This is a genomic window from Kushneria sp. AK178 (assembly GCF_053903105.1).
In genome coordinates, this window is sequence record NZ_CP096381.1 from 1,525,272 (window position 1) to 1,541,154 (window position 15,883).

Genomic DNA, 15,883 nt, shown 5'->3' on the forward strand with positions numbered 1-15,883 from the left:
GTCCGGTATCAGTAACTTGCTGATACCGGACTTTTTTATGCATTTCAGTCAGGCCATCGATGCCATCAACCGGGTAAGGCCCGACAGCTTTTCAAGTTTGGCGGACGTCCTTTCCCCCGAGCTCATCGACACCTGTCTGGAGCAGGCCGGCGTGGCGACCCTTCGCAAGCGGCGACTGCCGCTGGATCTGGTCGTCTGGTCGATTGTCGGCATGGCCCTGTTTCGCCATATCCCCATGGCGCAGATGGTTAACCAGCTTGATATCGTCCTGCCGGGCAAGCGTCCATTCGTGGCCCCCAGCGCCGTGGTACAGGCGCGTCAGCGCCTGGGTAGTGACGCAGTCAGACATGTTTTCGAGCAGACTCAGGCCCTGTGGCATGCTCAAACGCCTCAGCCTCACTGGTGCGGACTCAGCCTGCTTGCCGTGGACGGCGTGGTCTGGCGAACGCCGGACTCTCCCGATAACCAGACCGCCTTCGCGCGCACGCGTAATGCGCAGCGCGAGGCCGGCTACCCGCAGGTACGCATGGTGTGCCAGATGGAGGTGACCAGCCACCTGATCACGGGGGCCGCGTTCGACAGTGTCGCGACCGGCGAAGTGGCCCTGACGGAAGACCTGATCGCCGGCACACCGGATCACTCGCTCACGCTGTTTGACCGCGGCTTTTATTCACTGGGCCTTTTGCATGCCTGGCAGCAGGCCGGCGAGCAGCGCCACTGGCTGATTCCGTTACGCAAGGGAACCCACTACGAGGAGATTCGCTCGCTGGGGCGCCAGGACCGTCTCGTTCGGCTGACCACTTCGCCACAGGCGCGTGCCAAATGGCCGGATTTACCGGTCTCGTTCGAGGCGCGCCTGCTGCGCCGCAAGGTTCGGGGCAAGGAGGTGACGGTATTGACCTCGATGACGGAAACGATGCTTTTTCCGGCCGCCGACATCGTGGATCTTTACAGCTACCGCTGGGAAATCGAGCTGGGATATCGAGAAATGAAGCAGTCGCTGCTGGACAATCGGCTTACGTTGCGCAGCCGTACACCGGAGATGGTGCGTCAGGAGCTGTGGGGCACGCTGCTCGCCTACAACCTGATCCGTTTTCAGATGGCGCGAATGGCTTACAGTCTGGACAACATTCACCCCAACCAGCTGAGCTTTCACCAGGCGGCCAGCTTTATTATCAAGGAGTTATCGATGCTGCCGGCGGTATCGTCGGGTCGGGTGCCGGCGGTGGTCCAGTCGATCACGGAGATGGCGCCGGCCTTTGTACTGCCCGATCGACGAGAAAGATCGTACCCGCGAGCGGTGCGGGCACGACCGCAGAAATATCCGGTCAGGAAAAAGCCAGTCAGCACTAACTGACTGGCATTACCCGCAGGGGCGCCGTTTTTTTGATCCCGACAATCGGGCCAGGCCGGCGTCGGGCAGGGCCGGGAATCGCCTCAGGGCGCGATGGCACGCGTGGCGTCGGTAAAGCCCATCAGTGAAATACTGGTATCCAGACGCTGGCCGTTGGGATCAAAGAAGCTGACCGTGGCCCGGGTACCGCCGCGGAGCTGGCTGAGCAGCTGGCCCTGCAGGGGCAGATCGGCGCGGCAGGCCTCGTCCATGCAGACCTGATAGGGAAAGGGAAGCTCTTCACCGTTGTCGACCTGCAGCTGCATGCCGGGGGCAAGGCGGACGCCCAGCGGCAGCAGAAAGACCATGACCGGGTCACTGCCCTGCGGCGGGTAGGCCACGACCACGCGCATGACGGGACGGTCGCTTTCGGGGCTGTTGACCAGCTGCGTCATGGTGCAGCGCGTGTCATTGCCACCGCCTGTCGGGCAGCGCACTTCCCAGTCCCTGAACTGCTGGATATCGGCATCGGGTACCTGCTGCGGCTGAACCTGTGAGGCCTGGGCTGCGGGCACCATGTAGAGGGAAAACAGCATCGTCATCAGGGCCCAAATCCCTGAAACCGACAGACGGCGTAAAAGCATGTGCACTCTCTCCTGTAAATGACGGGCACGGATCATGTCATGCGGGGACAACCCCTGGGGGCCACACACTAAGCCCTGGCGCTCGTTTAATAAAGCGCCACGCCGGTCAATGAGCGCCGGGGAGCGGCGTCAGGGGGCAAGGTGTGTCGAGATGGGGCGATTGCCGAACACCGGGCGCAGGACAAAGTTGGAGTGCACGCCGGTGACGCCTTCAATGGGCGTGATGTGCTCCAGCAGCAGGCGCTGGTAGTCATCCATGTCTTCAACGCGAATCTTGAGCTGATAGTCGACCTCCTGGCCGGTGATCATCAGGCATTCAATGACCTCGGGCAGGGCGGCCACCTTCTGTTCGAAATTGGCAAAGCGCTCGGGCGTATGGCGATCCATGGAGATATAGACCAGCGCCATCAGACGATGGCCCAGCCTGCGGGCATCGACCTGCGCCTGATAGCCGGTGATCAAACCGCTCTCTTCGAGGGCGCGTACCCGTCTCAGACAGGGCGACGGTGACAGACCCACGCGATCGGCCAGCGCCTGATTGCTGATGCGACCCTCCGTCTGCAGTATTTCGAGGATTTGGCGGTCGTAGCGATCGAGCGCAACGGTGATCCGACTTTCGGCCATTTCAAGATGCCTTTTTTCAGATAATGAGTATTTTTTGGCATGATATTGCGCCCACGGTGCGCTTTGCCAACATAATCGCAAGGACCTGCCGGCAGGGCCGCGCTATACTGGGGCCACTGCCACAAGCAGTGCCGATCCGGCTTTCGGGTCTGCTTCACAAGAGCCGACATCCATGAAGCCCTGGCCGGGCATGAAACATTCCTTCAGCGCTTATCAGAGGTCACCATGACTGCTTTCAACCATCGCAAGTACAGCCCGGCACCCCGTGTGCCTGCCTTCAATCGCCAGTGGCCCGATCGTGATCTCGACACCGCGCCGATCTGGGTCAGCGAGGATCTTCGCGATGGCAACCAGGCGCTACTGGAACCGATGAGCGTGGAGCAGAAAAAGCGCTTCTGGAAGCAGATCATTCGGGTTGGCATCAAGGAAGTCATGGTCGGCTTTCCGTCGGCCAGCCAGCCGGACTATGACTTCGTGCGCTGGCTGATCGAGGAGGACCAGATTCCCGAGGATGTCACCATTGCCGTACTGGTGCAGTGTCGTGAGCACCTGATCGAGAAAACCTTTGAGGCGCTGGTGGGCGTCAAGCGCGCCATCATTCACCTCTACAATTCGACCTCGACCACCCAGCGCGAGCGCGTGTTCGAAATGGACCGTGACGGCATTATCAATATTGCGGTCAGCGGCGCGCAGTGGGTGAAACAGCATGCCGATCGCTACCCGCAGGTGGACTGGCGCTTTCAGTATTCACCGGAAAGCTTCTCCAGTACCGAGCTCGATTTCTCGCTGGCCATCTGTGAAGCCGTCATGGATGTGTGGCAGCCCACGCCGGACAACAGGTGCATCCTGAATCTGCCCAATACGGTGGAAGTGGCGGGCCCTCACCATCATGCCGACCAGATCGAATATTTCTGCCAGAACATCAGCCGGCGTGACAGCGTGATCATTTCGGTGCATACCCATAACGACCGCGGCGGTGCCGTGGCGGCCGCGGAGCTGGCCCTGCTGGCCGGTGCCGAGCGGGTCGAGGGCACGCTGCTGGGCAACGGCGAGCGCACCGGCAACATGGACATCGTGACGCTGGCGATGAATCTTTACAGTCAGGGCATCGATCCCGAACTGGATCTTTCCCGCCCGGATGAAATCATTCAGGTCGTGACCGAATGCACCGGCATTACCATGCATCCGCGTCATCCCTGGGTGGGCGAGATGGTCTATACCGCCTTCTCCGGCAGCCATCAGGACGCCATTCGCAAGTCGCTCAAACGACAGGGCGATGACGAGCCCTGGCAGGTGGCCTATCTGCCGATCGACCCGCGCGACATCGGGCGTGACTATCAGGCCGTAATTCGCGTCAACAGTCAGTCGGGCAAGGGCGGCATGGCCTTTTTGCTGGAGCGCGATTACGGCATCAGCCTGCCGCGCTGGATGATGCTGGCGCTGGCGCCCCATGTACAACAGGAGAGCGAGCGCTTGAGCGGCGAGCTTTCAAGCGACTCCATTCGCCGGCTGCTGTTTGCCACCTTCATGCGCGAAACCCCGCTGTCGCTGGTCGACTATCGCCTGTCGCGCGCCAGCGACGAGGGGCTGTCGATCACGCTCGAGCAGGACGGTGAACCCCTGACCCTGGAAGGCAGCGGCAACGGCGCCATGTCAGCCTTCATGAATGCCTGGCAGCGCCACAGCGGCCAGCAGGTCGGCATTCTCGACTACAACGAGCATTCACTGGGCGAGGACAGCGAGGCCAACGCCATCGCCTTTGTGCAGCTCAACGTGGATGGCCAGCGTATCTGCGCGGTGGCCGAGGACAGTGACACCGTCAGCGCCTCGCTCAAGGCCGTGATTTCAGGCATCAACCTGTGTAACGAAAGCGCCGGCAGTCGGGACGGCCTGACGGCCATTGCCGACAGTACAAGCGCCTGACAACGTCGGCGCCAAAGCGTCAGCAAGGGCCTGTCACCCCCCGGGTAACAGGCCCTTTGCGTATTGCTCGGTGCTCAATAGGGGGAGGTCAGCAGCATCTGAACGTCGGCATCCATGGGCACGCGGAAGCTGGTGGCGCCCAGTACCAGCTGGTCGGCCAGGCGTACGAGCCGGGCGCTGACGAACACTTCCCCGCGGGCCACCGCGTAGGTACCCAGCAACACGGCGCTGGCGTTGTAGTTGTTGCCCAGACGCTGGACGTTGCGGGACAGGATCATCTCGCCGGCATACTCCTCGATATAGAGACTGTCGCGCAGCTTGACCTCGATGACGTTGAGACCGTTGTCGACCAGCCGGGAAGTCATGGCCTCTGTCAGGGTGCGCCCCAGCGTGGAGGAGCGGCCGAGCTGGTCCACGTCAACGAAGGTGGTGGCAATGATGGTATCGCTGGCGGCAAGACGGCCGCGGGCGCTGTTGACCAGTCGCTCGGCGGCGGTATCGACCCGGGAGAGCAGCGTCGGCTGTTCGGGGACGGCCGTGTAGCCGGGCAGGGCGGAGCAGCCCGTGATCAGCAGCGATAGCATCAAAACAAGAACCAGAGACAGTCGGGACAGTCGTTTGCTTACCATTGCGATGAGACCCTCAGCCCGTCCCGGGCTTCATAGTGGTGGCTGTCGCCGGCGTTGACGTAATAGATGTTGGAGGACGAATACAGCAGCGTGTCGAACTCGCTTGCCCGGGTGGTAATGATGACCTCCGTATTGCCAACCTCGGTGATGTTGCCGCTGAAGGCATCATACAGGGCGATGCCCGGAAGCAGCGCCAGGGCGGGTTCCGACCAGTGGTTGATCGGCTGGAAGGCCCATGCCACACCGGCGGCAAGCATGGTCAGGGTGCCCGGCGGATGGCGGATCATGCCGCGGTCGCTGTGTTTCACGACCTGTACTTTTGGATTGATGATGACCGCGCCTTCGGGCTGCGTGCTGACCAGCGCGCCCTGCTGCACCAGCTGGCTTTCCAGCAGCGAATGAAAGCCCCGGGCAAACGGCGTGGCCGACTGCGACGAGGCGAGATACAAGGGGCTGCTGCGAAGGCGCTGGTCGGCCATGATGCTGCGCGCTTCGTTGCGGGCCAGCACGTCCCAGTGGTGGGCGGCCTGCATGCGCTGCTGGTCACTGATCTCCCAGGTCGTGGCCATGGGGGCCTGAGAGGTGTTGACGTTGAGGCAGCCGCTCAGCGTGGCGGCCAGGCAGACGACGCCCCAGATCCTTGATGACATCAGTACCCTTCCCTTGACGGCGCAGGCCCTTCGGCGTGCGCCATGATTGATCAGGAAGGTTTTATCGGCGACGTCGGGGCCGGCTTGAGCCCGACGGTGTCAGGGGATCAGCCAGGACAGTACCAGAAGGCCCAGCACCAGCCAGATCAGTCCGCCGATGATGCCGCCGCGCAGCAGGGCGCGAACGCCGCTGATCAAAAGCATCAGGCCGATCACCAGAATGGCCAGACTGAACAGGGACGGGCTGATGCCCAGCGAACGGGTCAGTCCGTCGATGAAACCGTCCATGGCGCCGAACAGATTGGCGAAAATGGAGGCCAGAAATTCAACGATGGCGCGAATGATGTCGCCCAGCGTTTCGCCGACCCAGCTGAAAAAACCGTCTGACTGCATGGTGAAATATCCGCTAGAAGTGAAAGGGCGTCAGGCGCCGGTCGCGCCGGCCTGCGCGCGCAGCCAGGCAATTTCCTGATCCCAGATGGCCGGTTCGATGGTTTCCAGAATCATCGGAATCCCGTCCGTGCGCGCATCCTGCATGATCGTTGTAAAGCCTTCACTGCCGATATTGCCCTGACCCAGGCTGTGGTGGCGATCCACGCGGCTGTCCAGGGTGCTCTTGGCATCGTTGAGATGCATGCCGCGCAGATAGTCAAAACCGACCACGGCCCCGAATTCGTCCAGGACGGCCCGGGTGGATTCGCGGGTGCGCAGATCATAGCCGCCGGCGAAGGCGTGGCAGGTATCGATGCACACGCCCACGCGGGATCTGTCATCGACCTGCTCGATGATTTCGGCCAGCTGCTCGAAGCGATAGCCCAGATTGCTGCCCTGACCGGCGGTGTTTTCGATGACGGCCGTCACTCCCTTCGTTTGTGACAGCGCCTCATTGATCGACTCGGCAATAATTCTTAGACACTCGCTTTCGCTGATTTTGCGCAGGTGGCTGCCCGGATGAAAGTTGAGCAGGGTCAGACCCAGCTGCTCACAGCGCTGCATCTCGTCGAGAAAGGCGGCGCGTGATTTGGCCAGTCCTTCGGCTTCCGGATGGCCCAGATTGATCAGATAGCTGTCGTGGGGCAGTATCTGGCCGGGCTGGAAGCCGTAATGGGCACATGCCGTTTTAAAGGCCTCGATCACCTTGTCGTCCAGCGGTTTGGCCTTCCACTGACGCTGGTTCTTGGTAAACAGGGCAAAGGCGTTGGCGCCGATATCGACCGCGCGCTTGACGGCCTGATCAACGCCGCCCGCGGCACTGACGTGTGCTCCGATATATTTCATGGACTACCTGACACTGGCTTGCGGTTGCTGAAAGGGCGCATGGTACGCAATCGTTGGCATGAGTGCTTGAATGACGCTGATAGCAGTGCGCTTTTTCAGCCTGCAGACAACAGGGCGGGCGTGAGCCCGCCTGTCGGTATTGCGGTGACTGGCCCCGTCGGTGACCGCGTTACTGCTGTTCCTTTTTCTGCTCTTCGCGCTTTTTCTGTTTGTGACGACGCTGAATCAGCCCCTGTTTGTGCTCGCGCTGGGCTTCAAGGTCGCCGCGAATCTGGGCATGGCTGATCAGGGCAAAGATGAAGGTTCCGCCGACCACGTTGCCGGCAAGCGTGGGCAGGCCGAAGTGGAACAGGAATTCGCCCCAGCTGGCGCCGCCTTCAAAGACCAGATACAGCACCTCGCTGGCGCCCACGATGATATGGGTCAGTTCGCCGATGGCCATGACGTAGGTAATGATCAAAATGATCCAGACCTTGGCCTGATCCGCCGCCGGTATCAGCCACACCAGCGTGGCGATCATCCAGCCGGCCACAACGCCCTTGGCGAACATTTCGCCCGTCGTATTCTCCATCACATGCTCTGCCAGGGCGGTAAAGGCGCCCTGGGTCGAGGCGTCAAAGATGGGCAGGTGCAAAAAGGTCCAGGCGGCAATGGCGGCGCCGATCATGTTGCCGATCAGTACCACCCCCCATATACGGCTCAGGGAGCCGAAGTTGGCCAGCGTCGGATGACTCATGACCGGCAGAACGGCCGTCACCGTGTTTTCGGTAAACAGCTGCTGGCGGGCCAGAATCACGACGATGAAGCCGATCGTGTAGCCCAGACACTCGATCAAAAATCCGGTATCGCTTTCCGGCAGGTTGGCATGCAAGAGACCGCGCGCCACCATGGAAAGGCTCATTGAGATGCCGGCGGCGATGGCAGACCATAAAAGCGCCATGGAATCCCGCGATAGTTCCTTTTGACCATCCTTGCGAAGCCGCTGGTGCACGGCGGCCGCCTGAGAGGGCAGCTCGCGGGTCTGTTCGTTGGCAACCTCTTCTACCTCGCGACGATCTTCCGCAGTGTTCTCCGGTGTCGAGTCCTGCTGTTCCTGCTCTGAAGTCTCGGCTTCCAGGCCGCCTTCAAAGTCGTCCTGCGCCTGCTTGTTCTGGTCCTGACTCATATGGCGTGCCTGCTTGCTGTCTCGATAATCGGTGAGCTTAGCGTAGTCTCGCTCTCCCTGAATCAACAGGACATGTTGGCCGGGCGTCGGGCAGCCTGTACAGTGCCGGCTCGTATTTCAATAGAGCCTGATAATGGGTCATCCTGCCGGTAACCGTCGCCTGATTGCCATGATGATGGCGCTGATCGTACTGACCCCCATGGGGGTCGATATCTTTTTGCCCTCGCTGCCCATGCTGGCGCAGGACTTTGCGCTGGATACAGCCGGCATCAAATGGTCCATCACCCTGTATCTCATCAGCATGGGGGTCGGACAGCTGATAGCCGGCCCGCTGGTGGATGCCCTCGGGCGACGTCCCATGGCGATTGCGGGGGCGCTCGTTTATGGTCTGGCCGCAGCCCTGTGTCTGATGGCCGATCAGATCACGCTCTTTTACATCGGCCGCCTGATGCAGGGATTGGGCGCTTCGCTTGCCACCGTGGTGGCGTTTGCGTGCGTGCGGGACCGCTTTGAAGGGCAGCGCCGGGCGGGCATTTACAGTTTCCTGAATGCAGCCGTGTGTGTAATACCGGCACTGGCGCCGTTACTGGGAAGCGTGCTGGCCGCCGTCTGGCACTGGCGCGCCAGTTTTGTCTTCATGGTGGTGTTTGCGCTGGCGGTAACCCTGTTTTGTCTCCGGGGGCTGGAGGAGACCCGGCCGGCCGGCAAGCGAGGGCATCAATGGTCGCGCTATGGGCAGGATGTCCTGGCCATTCTGCGCGACGGGCACTTTGTCTTTCATGCCCTGATCGCCATGACCGGGATGACGGTCATTCTGATCTATGTCACGACAGCTCCCATTCTCCTGATCGATCAGGCAGGGTTGAGCGAGCTTGCCTTCGGCGGCTGGTTCGGCACCGTGGCCGCCATCAATGTAATCGCCTATTTCCTCGCGCCTCGGCTGATTGCGCGTCTGGGGCAGCACCATGCCATCCGTACGGGGCTTGCCATCATGGTGGCCGGCGGTGTGTTACACGGCCTCTTCTACACCCTTTTCGGGGCGGGTGTGGCCACGTTCATGCTGTCCAATGCCGTGATGGTAACCGGCTTTTCACTGACGCTCGGGGCGGCCCTGAGTCTGGCACTCGAGCCCTATGCTGACCGGGCCGGGCTTGCCTCATCGCTGGCCGGCTGCTGCCAGATGGGGGGCGGGGCGCTCATGGCCTCGCTTCTGACGCTATTGCCGATACCGCCGCAATGGCTTCTGGCCCTGACGGGGGTACTGGGCGCGGGCGGTCTTTTACTGACGACATTTCAAGGCCTTTATCGTTGTCGCCTGTCCGGGTAACGGGTTACGCCTGTTGTCGACGTGTCACACAGAGGTAAAAAAAGACAGCGTTTCATTATGACTACTGAGAAAAGGGGCAGCCGAGGCTAGAATGTTGTCTGCTCGCTCGTCCCTGTATGGCCCCCTTTTGTAACGCTGCGGCATTGTGAACCGTATTGTTCGTCGGAAAATAGCGTAAAATGCTGCACTTACTTTCGGCTGGCACAAGGGTATGGTGCCGTGGTAAACAGGCCTGCCCGCTGTGATGAAGCATACGCTGTCACGCATGGCTGCCCTGAGCCTTTATCCTGCGTGGCAGGCTTGTGTATGCCCCCTATCTTTATATATATCAGGGCTCTTCAAGGATGCTTATGAGGAATGTTGCTGTGACGTCTTATCTGAAAACCTCCGGTAGTCCCGCGGTTTACACTGCCCTGAAAAGAGGTGCCGTCCTGGCTTTCGGAATAGCTTCACTGTTTTCCGTTCAGTCCGCTCTGGCATTCGATTTCAATGATGTCAGTCAGGAAGCACAGGAGCTTGCACAGCGTGGTTACAGCGCGCCTCAGAGCAATCTCCCGGGCTCGCTTTCCGGATTGAATTTCCAGCAGTATCAGCAGATCCAGTACAAGCCTGCCCAGTCGCACTGGCGCAGCGACAATCTGCGTTTCGATCTGAGCTTTTTCCATGAGGGCATGCACTACAACACGCCGGTGACGATCAATGAAGTCAACGGCAATGACGTGCAGGAGCTGACATTCTCGCCGGACAATTTCAACTACGGCAACCTGGACGTCGACAAGTCGCAGTTCAAGGACCTTGGTTTCGCCGGCTTCAAGATCAACTACGGCGACTCTCCCGACAAGAAGCACGAGTCGATGGTCTTTCTTGGCGCCAGCTACTTCCGGGTGGCCGGCAAGAATCAGCGCTACGGGGTGTCAAGCCGTGGCCTCGCCGTGGATACCGGGCTCAATTCGGGAGAAGAATTTCCGCGCTTCAAGGAGTTCTGGGTCGTCAAGCCGCAGGGCGACGATCGCTATCTGACCATCTATGCGCTGCTTGACTCTCCCAGCGTGACCGGCGCCTATCGATTTATCCTGCGGCCGGGCCAGGACAGCGTGGTGGATGTGCAGTCGCGCCTTTTCCTGCGTCGTCAGGTCACCAAGCTGGGCGTGGCACCGCTGACCAGCATGTATCTTTTCGGCCCCGCGCAGCCGGCGGACGGCAATAACTACCGTCCGGCCATTCACGATTCCAATGGTCTGCAGCTGGCGACCAGCGACGGTCAATGGCTGTGGCGCCCACTGGCCAACCCCAAACGCCTGTCGGTGGATACCTTCCCGGCCAATAATCCGCGTGGCATCGGCCTTTTGCAGCGCGATCACGATTTCGGTAACTATCAGGATATTCCGAACCGCTATGATCTGCGCCCGAGTGCCTGGATCGAGCCGCAGAACGGCTGGGGCGATGGCCAGGTAGAACTGGTACAGATTCCGACGCCCGATGAGACCAACGACAACATTGTCAGCTTCTGGCGTCCGACACAGGAGCTGCCCACCAACCAGCCGCTGGACTACAACTACTCCATCAACTGGACGCTCAACGAGTCGCGCTATCACACGCCCGATCTGGGCTGGGTGGCTCAGACCCGTCGTGCGCGCGGCGAGGTGGTTCAGGGCAATCTGGTACGTAAAAAAGACGACAGCACGCTGTATGTGGTCGATTTCGTCGGGCCGAATCTCAAGTCGCCGGGCAGTGATGCCAATATTCAGGCAGATGTCGATCTCGGCGATAACGGACAGGTCGTCCGCAGTGAGGTGATTCGCAACCCGGCGATGGGGGGGTATCGTCTCAAGCTGAGCGTCAAGGCCAATGACACCTCGAAGCCGGTCAACATGACGGCGTTTCTCAAAAATGGTGACTCGCGCCTGACGGAAACCTGGAACTACGTGCTGCCTGCCAATGAGTGATGATGCCTATTCAAGCCCGGCCCGGGCCTATCTCGAGCGCCTGGCGCTCGGGACCCGAAATCTGGGCAATCGCCGCGAGCTGCTGGCAATGGCTTCCGAGGATACGCCCCTGTTTCAGGTGCACGAGGAGCTTGGCAAGCAGCATCTTCTGCAGGATGACCCCTCCAGTGCGTCGGTACTCCGGCGCCTGGAGCTCGCCTACGGTACTACCCCTCTGGCGCCGCCGGAGGTGCTGGGCACCGACAAGGTGGGGCGGGTCTGTCTCAGAACCATGCCGCCCATCGAGCGCACCTCGATTGCGCCTCATCCCTGGACCACCAGCCCGATCAAGCGTCTGAAAAAGGGCTATCATCTGCGCCGCGGTAATCTGAAACCCCGCGAGCGCAAGACGCAGGCGCCCGAGGCGCCGACAGCCCCGCGCTGGAAAACGGTCGGTACCATGCGGCGCTGGACGCTGCTGGCGCTGGTCATGGTGCAAAGTGCCGTCGCCGTCTGGTACATGAGCACCGTACTGCCCTATCAGGGCGCACAGTGGCTTGAAGTGGCCGAGCTGGTTCTGTTCGCTTTGCTGTTCTGCTGGGTGTCGGCCGGTTTCTGGACGGCCCTGATGGGGTTTTTCCAGCTGCTGAAAGGGCGCGACAAGTACAGTATTTCGGCCAGCAGTGCTGGTGATGAGCCGATCGACCCCTCGGCCAGAACGGCGATTGTCATGCCGGTCTGTAACGAGGACGTCGATCGTGTGTTTGCCGGCCTCAAGGCGACCTACGAGTCCGTGCAGCGCAGCGGTAATATCGAGCATTTCGATTTTTATGTGCTCAGCGACAGCTACGACCCTGACATCTGTGTCGCGGAAAACCATGCCTGGCTACGGCTGTGCCGTGAGGTTGGCGGATTCGGACGCATCTTCTATCGACGCCGATCGCGTCGGGTGAAGAAAAAGAGCGGCAACATCGATGATTTCTGCCGCCGCTTTGGCGCCAAGTACCGTTACATGCTGGTCATGGATGCCGACAGTGTCATGAGCGGCCGCTGTCTGACCCGACTGGTACAGCTGATGGAGGCCAATCCGGACGCCGGTATCATCCAGTCGGCGCCACTGGCCGCCGGCAGTAACAATCTCTATGCCCGCCTCCAACAGTTCGCGACCCGGGTCTACGGGCCGTTGTTTACCGCAGGCCTGCACTTCTGGCAGCTGGGGGAATCCCACTACTGGGGACACAATGCGATCATTCGTGTCGAGCCCTTCATGTATTACTGCTCGCTGGCGCCACTGCCGGGCAAGGGCGCCCTGTCGGGCGAAATCCTGTCGCACGACTTTGTCGAGGCCGCGCTCATGCGTCGTGCCGGCTGGGGCGTATGGATTGCCTATGACATGCCGGGCAGCTATGAAGAGATGCCGCCCAACCTGATCGATGAGCTCCAGCGTGACCGGCGCTGGTGTCAGGGCAATATCATGAATTTTCGCCTGTTTCTGGTGCGCGGCATGCACCCGGTCCATCGGGCGGTGTTTCTGACCGGTGTCATGTCGTATCTGTCGGCACCGCTCTGGTTTTTGTTTCTGATGCTGTCCACGGCGCTTCTGGCCGTGCATACCCTGACCACGCCCGAGTATTTCACCGAGCCCATGCAGCTCTTTCCTCGCTGGCCCGAGTGGCATCCGGGCAGGGCGGTGGCGCTCTTTTCCACCACGCTGACCCTGTTGTTTCTGCCCAAGATCCTGAGCGTGATCGTGATCTGGGCCAAGGGGCCACGCTACTACGGCGGGGCGGTGCGTCTGGGCCTGTCGATGGTGATCGAGTCGCTGATCTCGATGCTGCTGGCGCCGGTGCGCATGCTGTTCCATACCCGCTTTGTGCTGGCGGCGCTGATGGGAATCGAGGTCAAGTGGAAATCGCCGCAGCGCGATTTCAGCGAGACGACCTGGAAGGATGCCTTCATGCGTCATGGTGGCCAGACGGTGTTCGGTATTGTCTGGACGCTGTTCGTTTTGTGGCTGGATCCGCTGTTTCTGCTGTGGCTCTGGCCGATTGTTGGCGCCCTGATGCTGTCGATTCCGGTCTCGGTGATCACCAGCAAGGTAGGGCTGGGTCGGGCGTCCTTCCGGGGGCGCATGTTCCTGATCCCCGAGGAGTCCAATCCGCCACGAGAGCTGCGGGCCACCTGGCGATTCGTGCGCAATGCGCGTCATCAGCCGCCGGCACCGACCTTTGTGCAGACCGTGGTTGACCCCATCGACAATGCACTGGGTTGCGCCATGGGCGTGGCACGCCACAACAAGTCCGAGGCGATCGAGTCGCAGCGTCAGTCGATGGTGCGTCAGGCCCTGGTGGGCGGCCCCGACAGGATGCCCAACAAGGAAAAGCTGTTGGTGCTGGATGACCCGGTCATGCTGTCGAGGCTGCACTATCAGGTATGGGATCGAAGTCATCAGTATCCCGCCTGGGTCGATGAAGCCTACGCCGATGATCCGCCGCCGCGATTTATCTAGGGCGTTGCTCCGACCCGAAAGGGCCCTGCCACTGGCAGGGCCTTTTTTATCGCCATAACGATTGACGTCATGGCGATAAAAAAGGGGCCCGGCTGAATGCCGGGCCCCTTGAGGCAGTGGCAGGCCGGGCCCGTCAGGCCGAGTGGAAGTCCAGCCCGTTTTCGGTGGCCTTGATGATGCCTGCGCGAATCACGAAGTCGCCGAAGTGTTCGCCGGCCTCACGCTCTTTCGCATAGCGATGAATCATCGGCGTCAGCTCTTCGAGAATGGTCTTCTCGTCGATGTTCTCGCGATACATCTTGTTGAGCCGGGTGCCGGTGAAATCACCGCCCAGATAGAGGTTGTAGCGACCGATGGCCTTGCCGACAAAACCGATTTCGGCAATGAAGGGTCGGCCGCAGCCGTTGGGGCAGCCGGTCATGCGGACAATGATCGGGTCGTTTTCGAGCCCGGCATCCTTCATGATGGCATCGAACTTATCGAGCAGCGTGGGCAGGTAGCGCTCGCTTTCTGCCATTGCCAGACCGCAGGTGGGAAAGGCCACGCAGGCGATCGAATGCTGGCGCAGGGGACTGACATCCTTGAGCATCCGGTAGCGATCGATAATGCCATCGATCTGCTCGCGAAGCTCGGGCCTTACGTTGGTGATGATCAGGTTCTGGTTGCAGCTCAGCACGATATCGCCGTCATGGATTTGAGCGATTTCACGCATCCCGCTCATGATCTGCATGCCGGCGTGGATGGGATTGTCGTCGGGATAGTCGCGAATACGGCCATTTTCGACGAAAAGTCCGTAGTGCCACTGGCCGTCTTCTCCCTGATACCAGCCGAGAATGTCGCCGGTGGTGGTGAACTCGAACGAGCGCTCTTCACCCAGCGCATAGCCCAGATACTTCTCGAGCTCGGCCCGGAAGCCGTCGGCGCCCATGGTGTCGACGGTATACTTGAGACGGGCATGCTTGCGGTTCTTGCGATCGCCGTTGTCACGCTGGACCAGCATGATCTTTTCGGCCACGTCCACGGTCTGTTCGACACCACAGTAGCCGATGACGGTGGCGCGGCGCGGATAGGTCTCCGGTTCCCCGTGCGTGGAGCCCATGCCGCCACCCACGGCAACGTTGAAGCCCTTGAGCTCACCGTCTTCGACGATCGCGATGAAGGCCACATCATTGGTCAGCACGTCGGTTTCATTGTCCGGCGGTACGGCCAGGCCGATCTTGAACTTGCGCGGCAGATAGTGCTGGGTATAAAGCGGTTCGGTGACCTCTTCGGGACCGCCGGCAACACGCTCTTCACCCAGAAAGATTTCGTGATAGGCGCGAGTGCGTGGCAGCAGATGATTGCTGATGTCCGCTGCCAGATCATAGACCTGACGATGCACCGCCGAGCGATGCGGATTGGCCGTGGAGGTCACGTTACGATTGACGTCACCGCAGGCAGCGATGGTGTCGATCATGGCGTCGTTGACCGTTTTCAGGTGCGCGCGCAGATTGCTCTTGAACACGCCGTGATACTGAAAGGTCTGACGCGTGGTAATGCGCAGCGTGTTGTTGGCATAGCGCTGGGCCACGTCATCCAGGGTCAGCCACTGCTGGCTGCTCATGCGGCCCCCCGCGATGCGCAGACGCACCATGAAGGAGTACAGCGGCTCCAGCTTTTTCTTGCGGCGCTGATCGCGGACGTCGCGATCATCCTGCATGTAAAAGCCGTGGAACTTGGTCAGCTGGGTGTCGTCAGAGCTGACAGCGCCGGTGGCGTTGTCGGCCATGTTGTCCATCAGCCGCCCACGAAGGTAGTCACTGTTGACCTTGAGGCTTTCATTGGGGGCATAGTCGTCAAGCGACTCGTCGCGGAGTCTGGTAATAATATCGGTCAT

13 protein-coding genes are annotated in these 15,883 nt (G+C 60.7%); 5 read left to right on the forward strand and 8 right to left on the reverse strand.

Annotation, left to right across the window (positions count from 1 at the left end; all coding sequences use genetic code 11):
* Positions 1–37 precede the first annotated feature (37 nt).
* Entirely contained in the window at positions 38–1,357 is a 1,320-nt protein-coding gene (locus M1D97_RS06805) for an IS4 family transposase (protein WP_456269976.1), read from the forward strand.
* Between the two features lie 80 nt (positions 1,358–1,437).
* Here M1D97_RS06805 and M1D97_RS06810 read toward each other — a convergent pair whose 3' ends face one another.
* Together M1D97_RS06810 and M1D97_RS06815 are read right to left on the reverse strand one after the other, a co-directional pair.
* Positions 1,438–1,935 carry an invasion associated locus B family protein gene (locus M1D97_RS06810; protein WP_456269977.1) on the reverse strand — a complete coding sequence of 166 codons (498 nt, stop codon included), beginning with the start codon at positions 1,933–1,935 and terminating at the stop codon, positions 1,438–1,440.
* A 171-nt stretch (positions 1,936–2,106) separates the two neighbouring features.
* The gene (locus M1D97_RS06815; protein WP_456269978.1) at positions 2,107–2,601 is read right to left on the reverse strand and encodes an Lrp/AsnC family transcriptional regulator; all 495 of its coding nucleotides are present in this window, start codon (positions 2,599–2,601) and stop codon (positions 2,107–2,109) included.
* A gap of 225 nt (positions 2,602–2,826) precedes the next feature.
* On the opposite strand from M1D97_RS06815, the gene M1D97_RS06820 reads away from it, so the two are divergent.
* Positions 2,827–4,524, forward strand: coding sequence for a 2-isopropylmalate synthase (locus tag M1D97_RS06820; RefSeq protein WP_456269979.1), 1,698 nt, complete (start codon positions 2,827–2,829; stop codon positions 4,522–4,524).
* Positions 4,525–4,598: 74 nt separating this feature from the next.
* Here M1D97_RS06820 and M1D97_RS06825 read toward each other — a convergent pair whose 3' ends face one another.
* The 5 genes from M1D97_RS06825 to M1D97_RS06845 all read right to left on the reverse strand — a co-directional run bounded on the left by M1D97_RS06825 (position 4,599) and on the right by M1D97_RS06845 (position 8,246).
* The gene (locus M1D97_RS06825) at positions 4,599–5,153 is read right to left on the reverse strand and encodes a FlgO family outer membrane protein (protein WP_456269980.1); all 555 of its coding nucleotides are present in this window, start codon (positions 5,151–5,153) and stop codon (positions 4,599–4,601) included.
* Entirely contained in the window at positions 5,147–5,803 is a 657-nt protein-coding gene (locus M1D97_RS06830) for a hypothetical protein (protein ID WP_456269981.1), read from the reverse strand. Before M1D97_RS06830 ends, M1D97_RS06825 begins: the two co-directional genes overlap by 7 nt.
* A 99-nt stretch (positions 5,804–5,902) precedes the next feature.
* Entirely contained in the window at positions 5,903–6,196 is a 294-nt protein-coding gene (locus M1D97_RS06835) for a hypothetical protein (protein WP_456269982.1), read from the reverse strand.
* A gap of 30 nt (positions 6,197–6,226) precedes the next feature.
* A complete protein-coding gene (gene nfo, locus M1D97_RS06840; protein ID WP_456269983.1) occupies positions 6,227–7,081 on the reverse strand; it encodes a deoxyribonuclease IV in 855 nt (284 codons plus the stop codon).
* 169 nt (positions 7,082–7,250) lie between these two features.
* Positions 7,251–8,246: a formate/nitrite transporter family protein gene (locus tag M1D97_RS06845; RefSeq protein WP_456269984.1), complete on the reverse strand. Its 996-nt coding sequence runs from the start codon at positions 8,244–8,246 to the stop codon at positions 7,251–7,253.
* Between the two features lie 133 nt (positions 8,247–8,379).
* On the opposite strand from M1D97_RS06845, the gene M1D97_RS06850 reads away from it, so the two are divergent.
* From M1D97_RS06850 to mdoH, 3 genes are all read left to right on the forward strand, one after another.
* Positions 8,380–9,573: a multidrug effflux MFS transporter gene (locus tag M1D97_RS06850; protein WP_456269985.1), complete on the forward strand. Its 1,194-nt coding sequence runs from the start codon at positions 8,380–8,382 to the stop codon at positions 9,571–9,573.
* Positions 9,574–9,938: 365 nt separating this feature from the next.
* Positions 9,939–11,519: a glucan biosynthesis protein G gene (locus M1D97_RS06855; protein WP_456269986.1), complete on the forward strand. Its 1,581-nt coding sequence runs from the start codon at positions 9,939–9,941 to the stop codon at positions 11,517–11,519.
* Positions 11,512–14,007 carry a glucans biosynthesis glucosyltransferase MdoH gene (mdoH, locus tag M1D97_RS06860; protein ID WP_456269987.1) on the forward strand — a complete coding sequence of 832 codons (2,496 nt, stop codon included), beginning with the start codon at positions 11,512–11,514 and terminating at the stop codon, positions 14,005–14,007. The genes M1D97_RS06855 and mdoH overlap by 8 nt, the downstream gene beginning before the upstream one ends.
* A gap of 133 nt (positions 14,008–14,140) precedes the next feature.
* Here the strand turns inward: mdoH and M1D97_RS06865 are convergent, their stop codons facing one another.
* On the reverse strand, positions 14,141–15,883 hold the full coding sequence (locus M1D97_RS06865) for an NADPH-dependent assimilatory sulfite reductase hemoprotein subunit (RefSeq protein ID WP_456269988.1): 1,743 nt from the start codon (positions 15,881–15,883) through the stop codon (positions 14,141–14,143).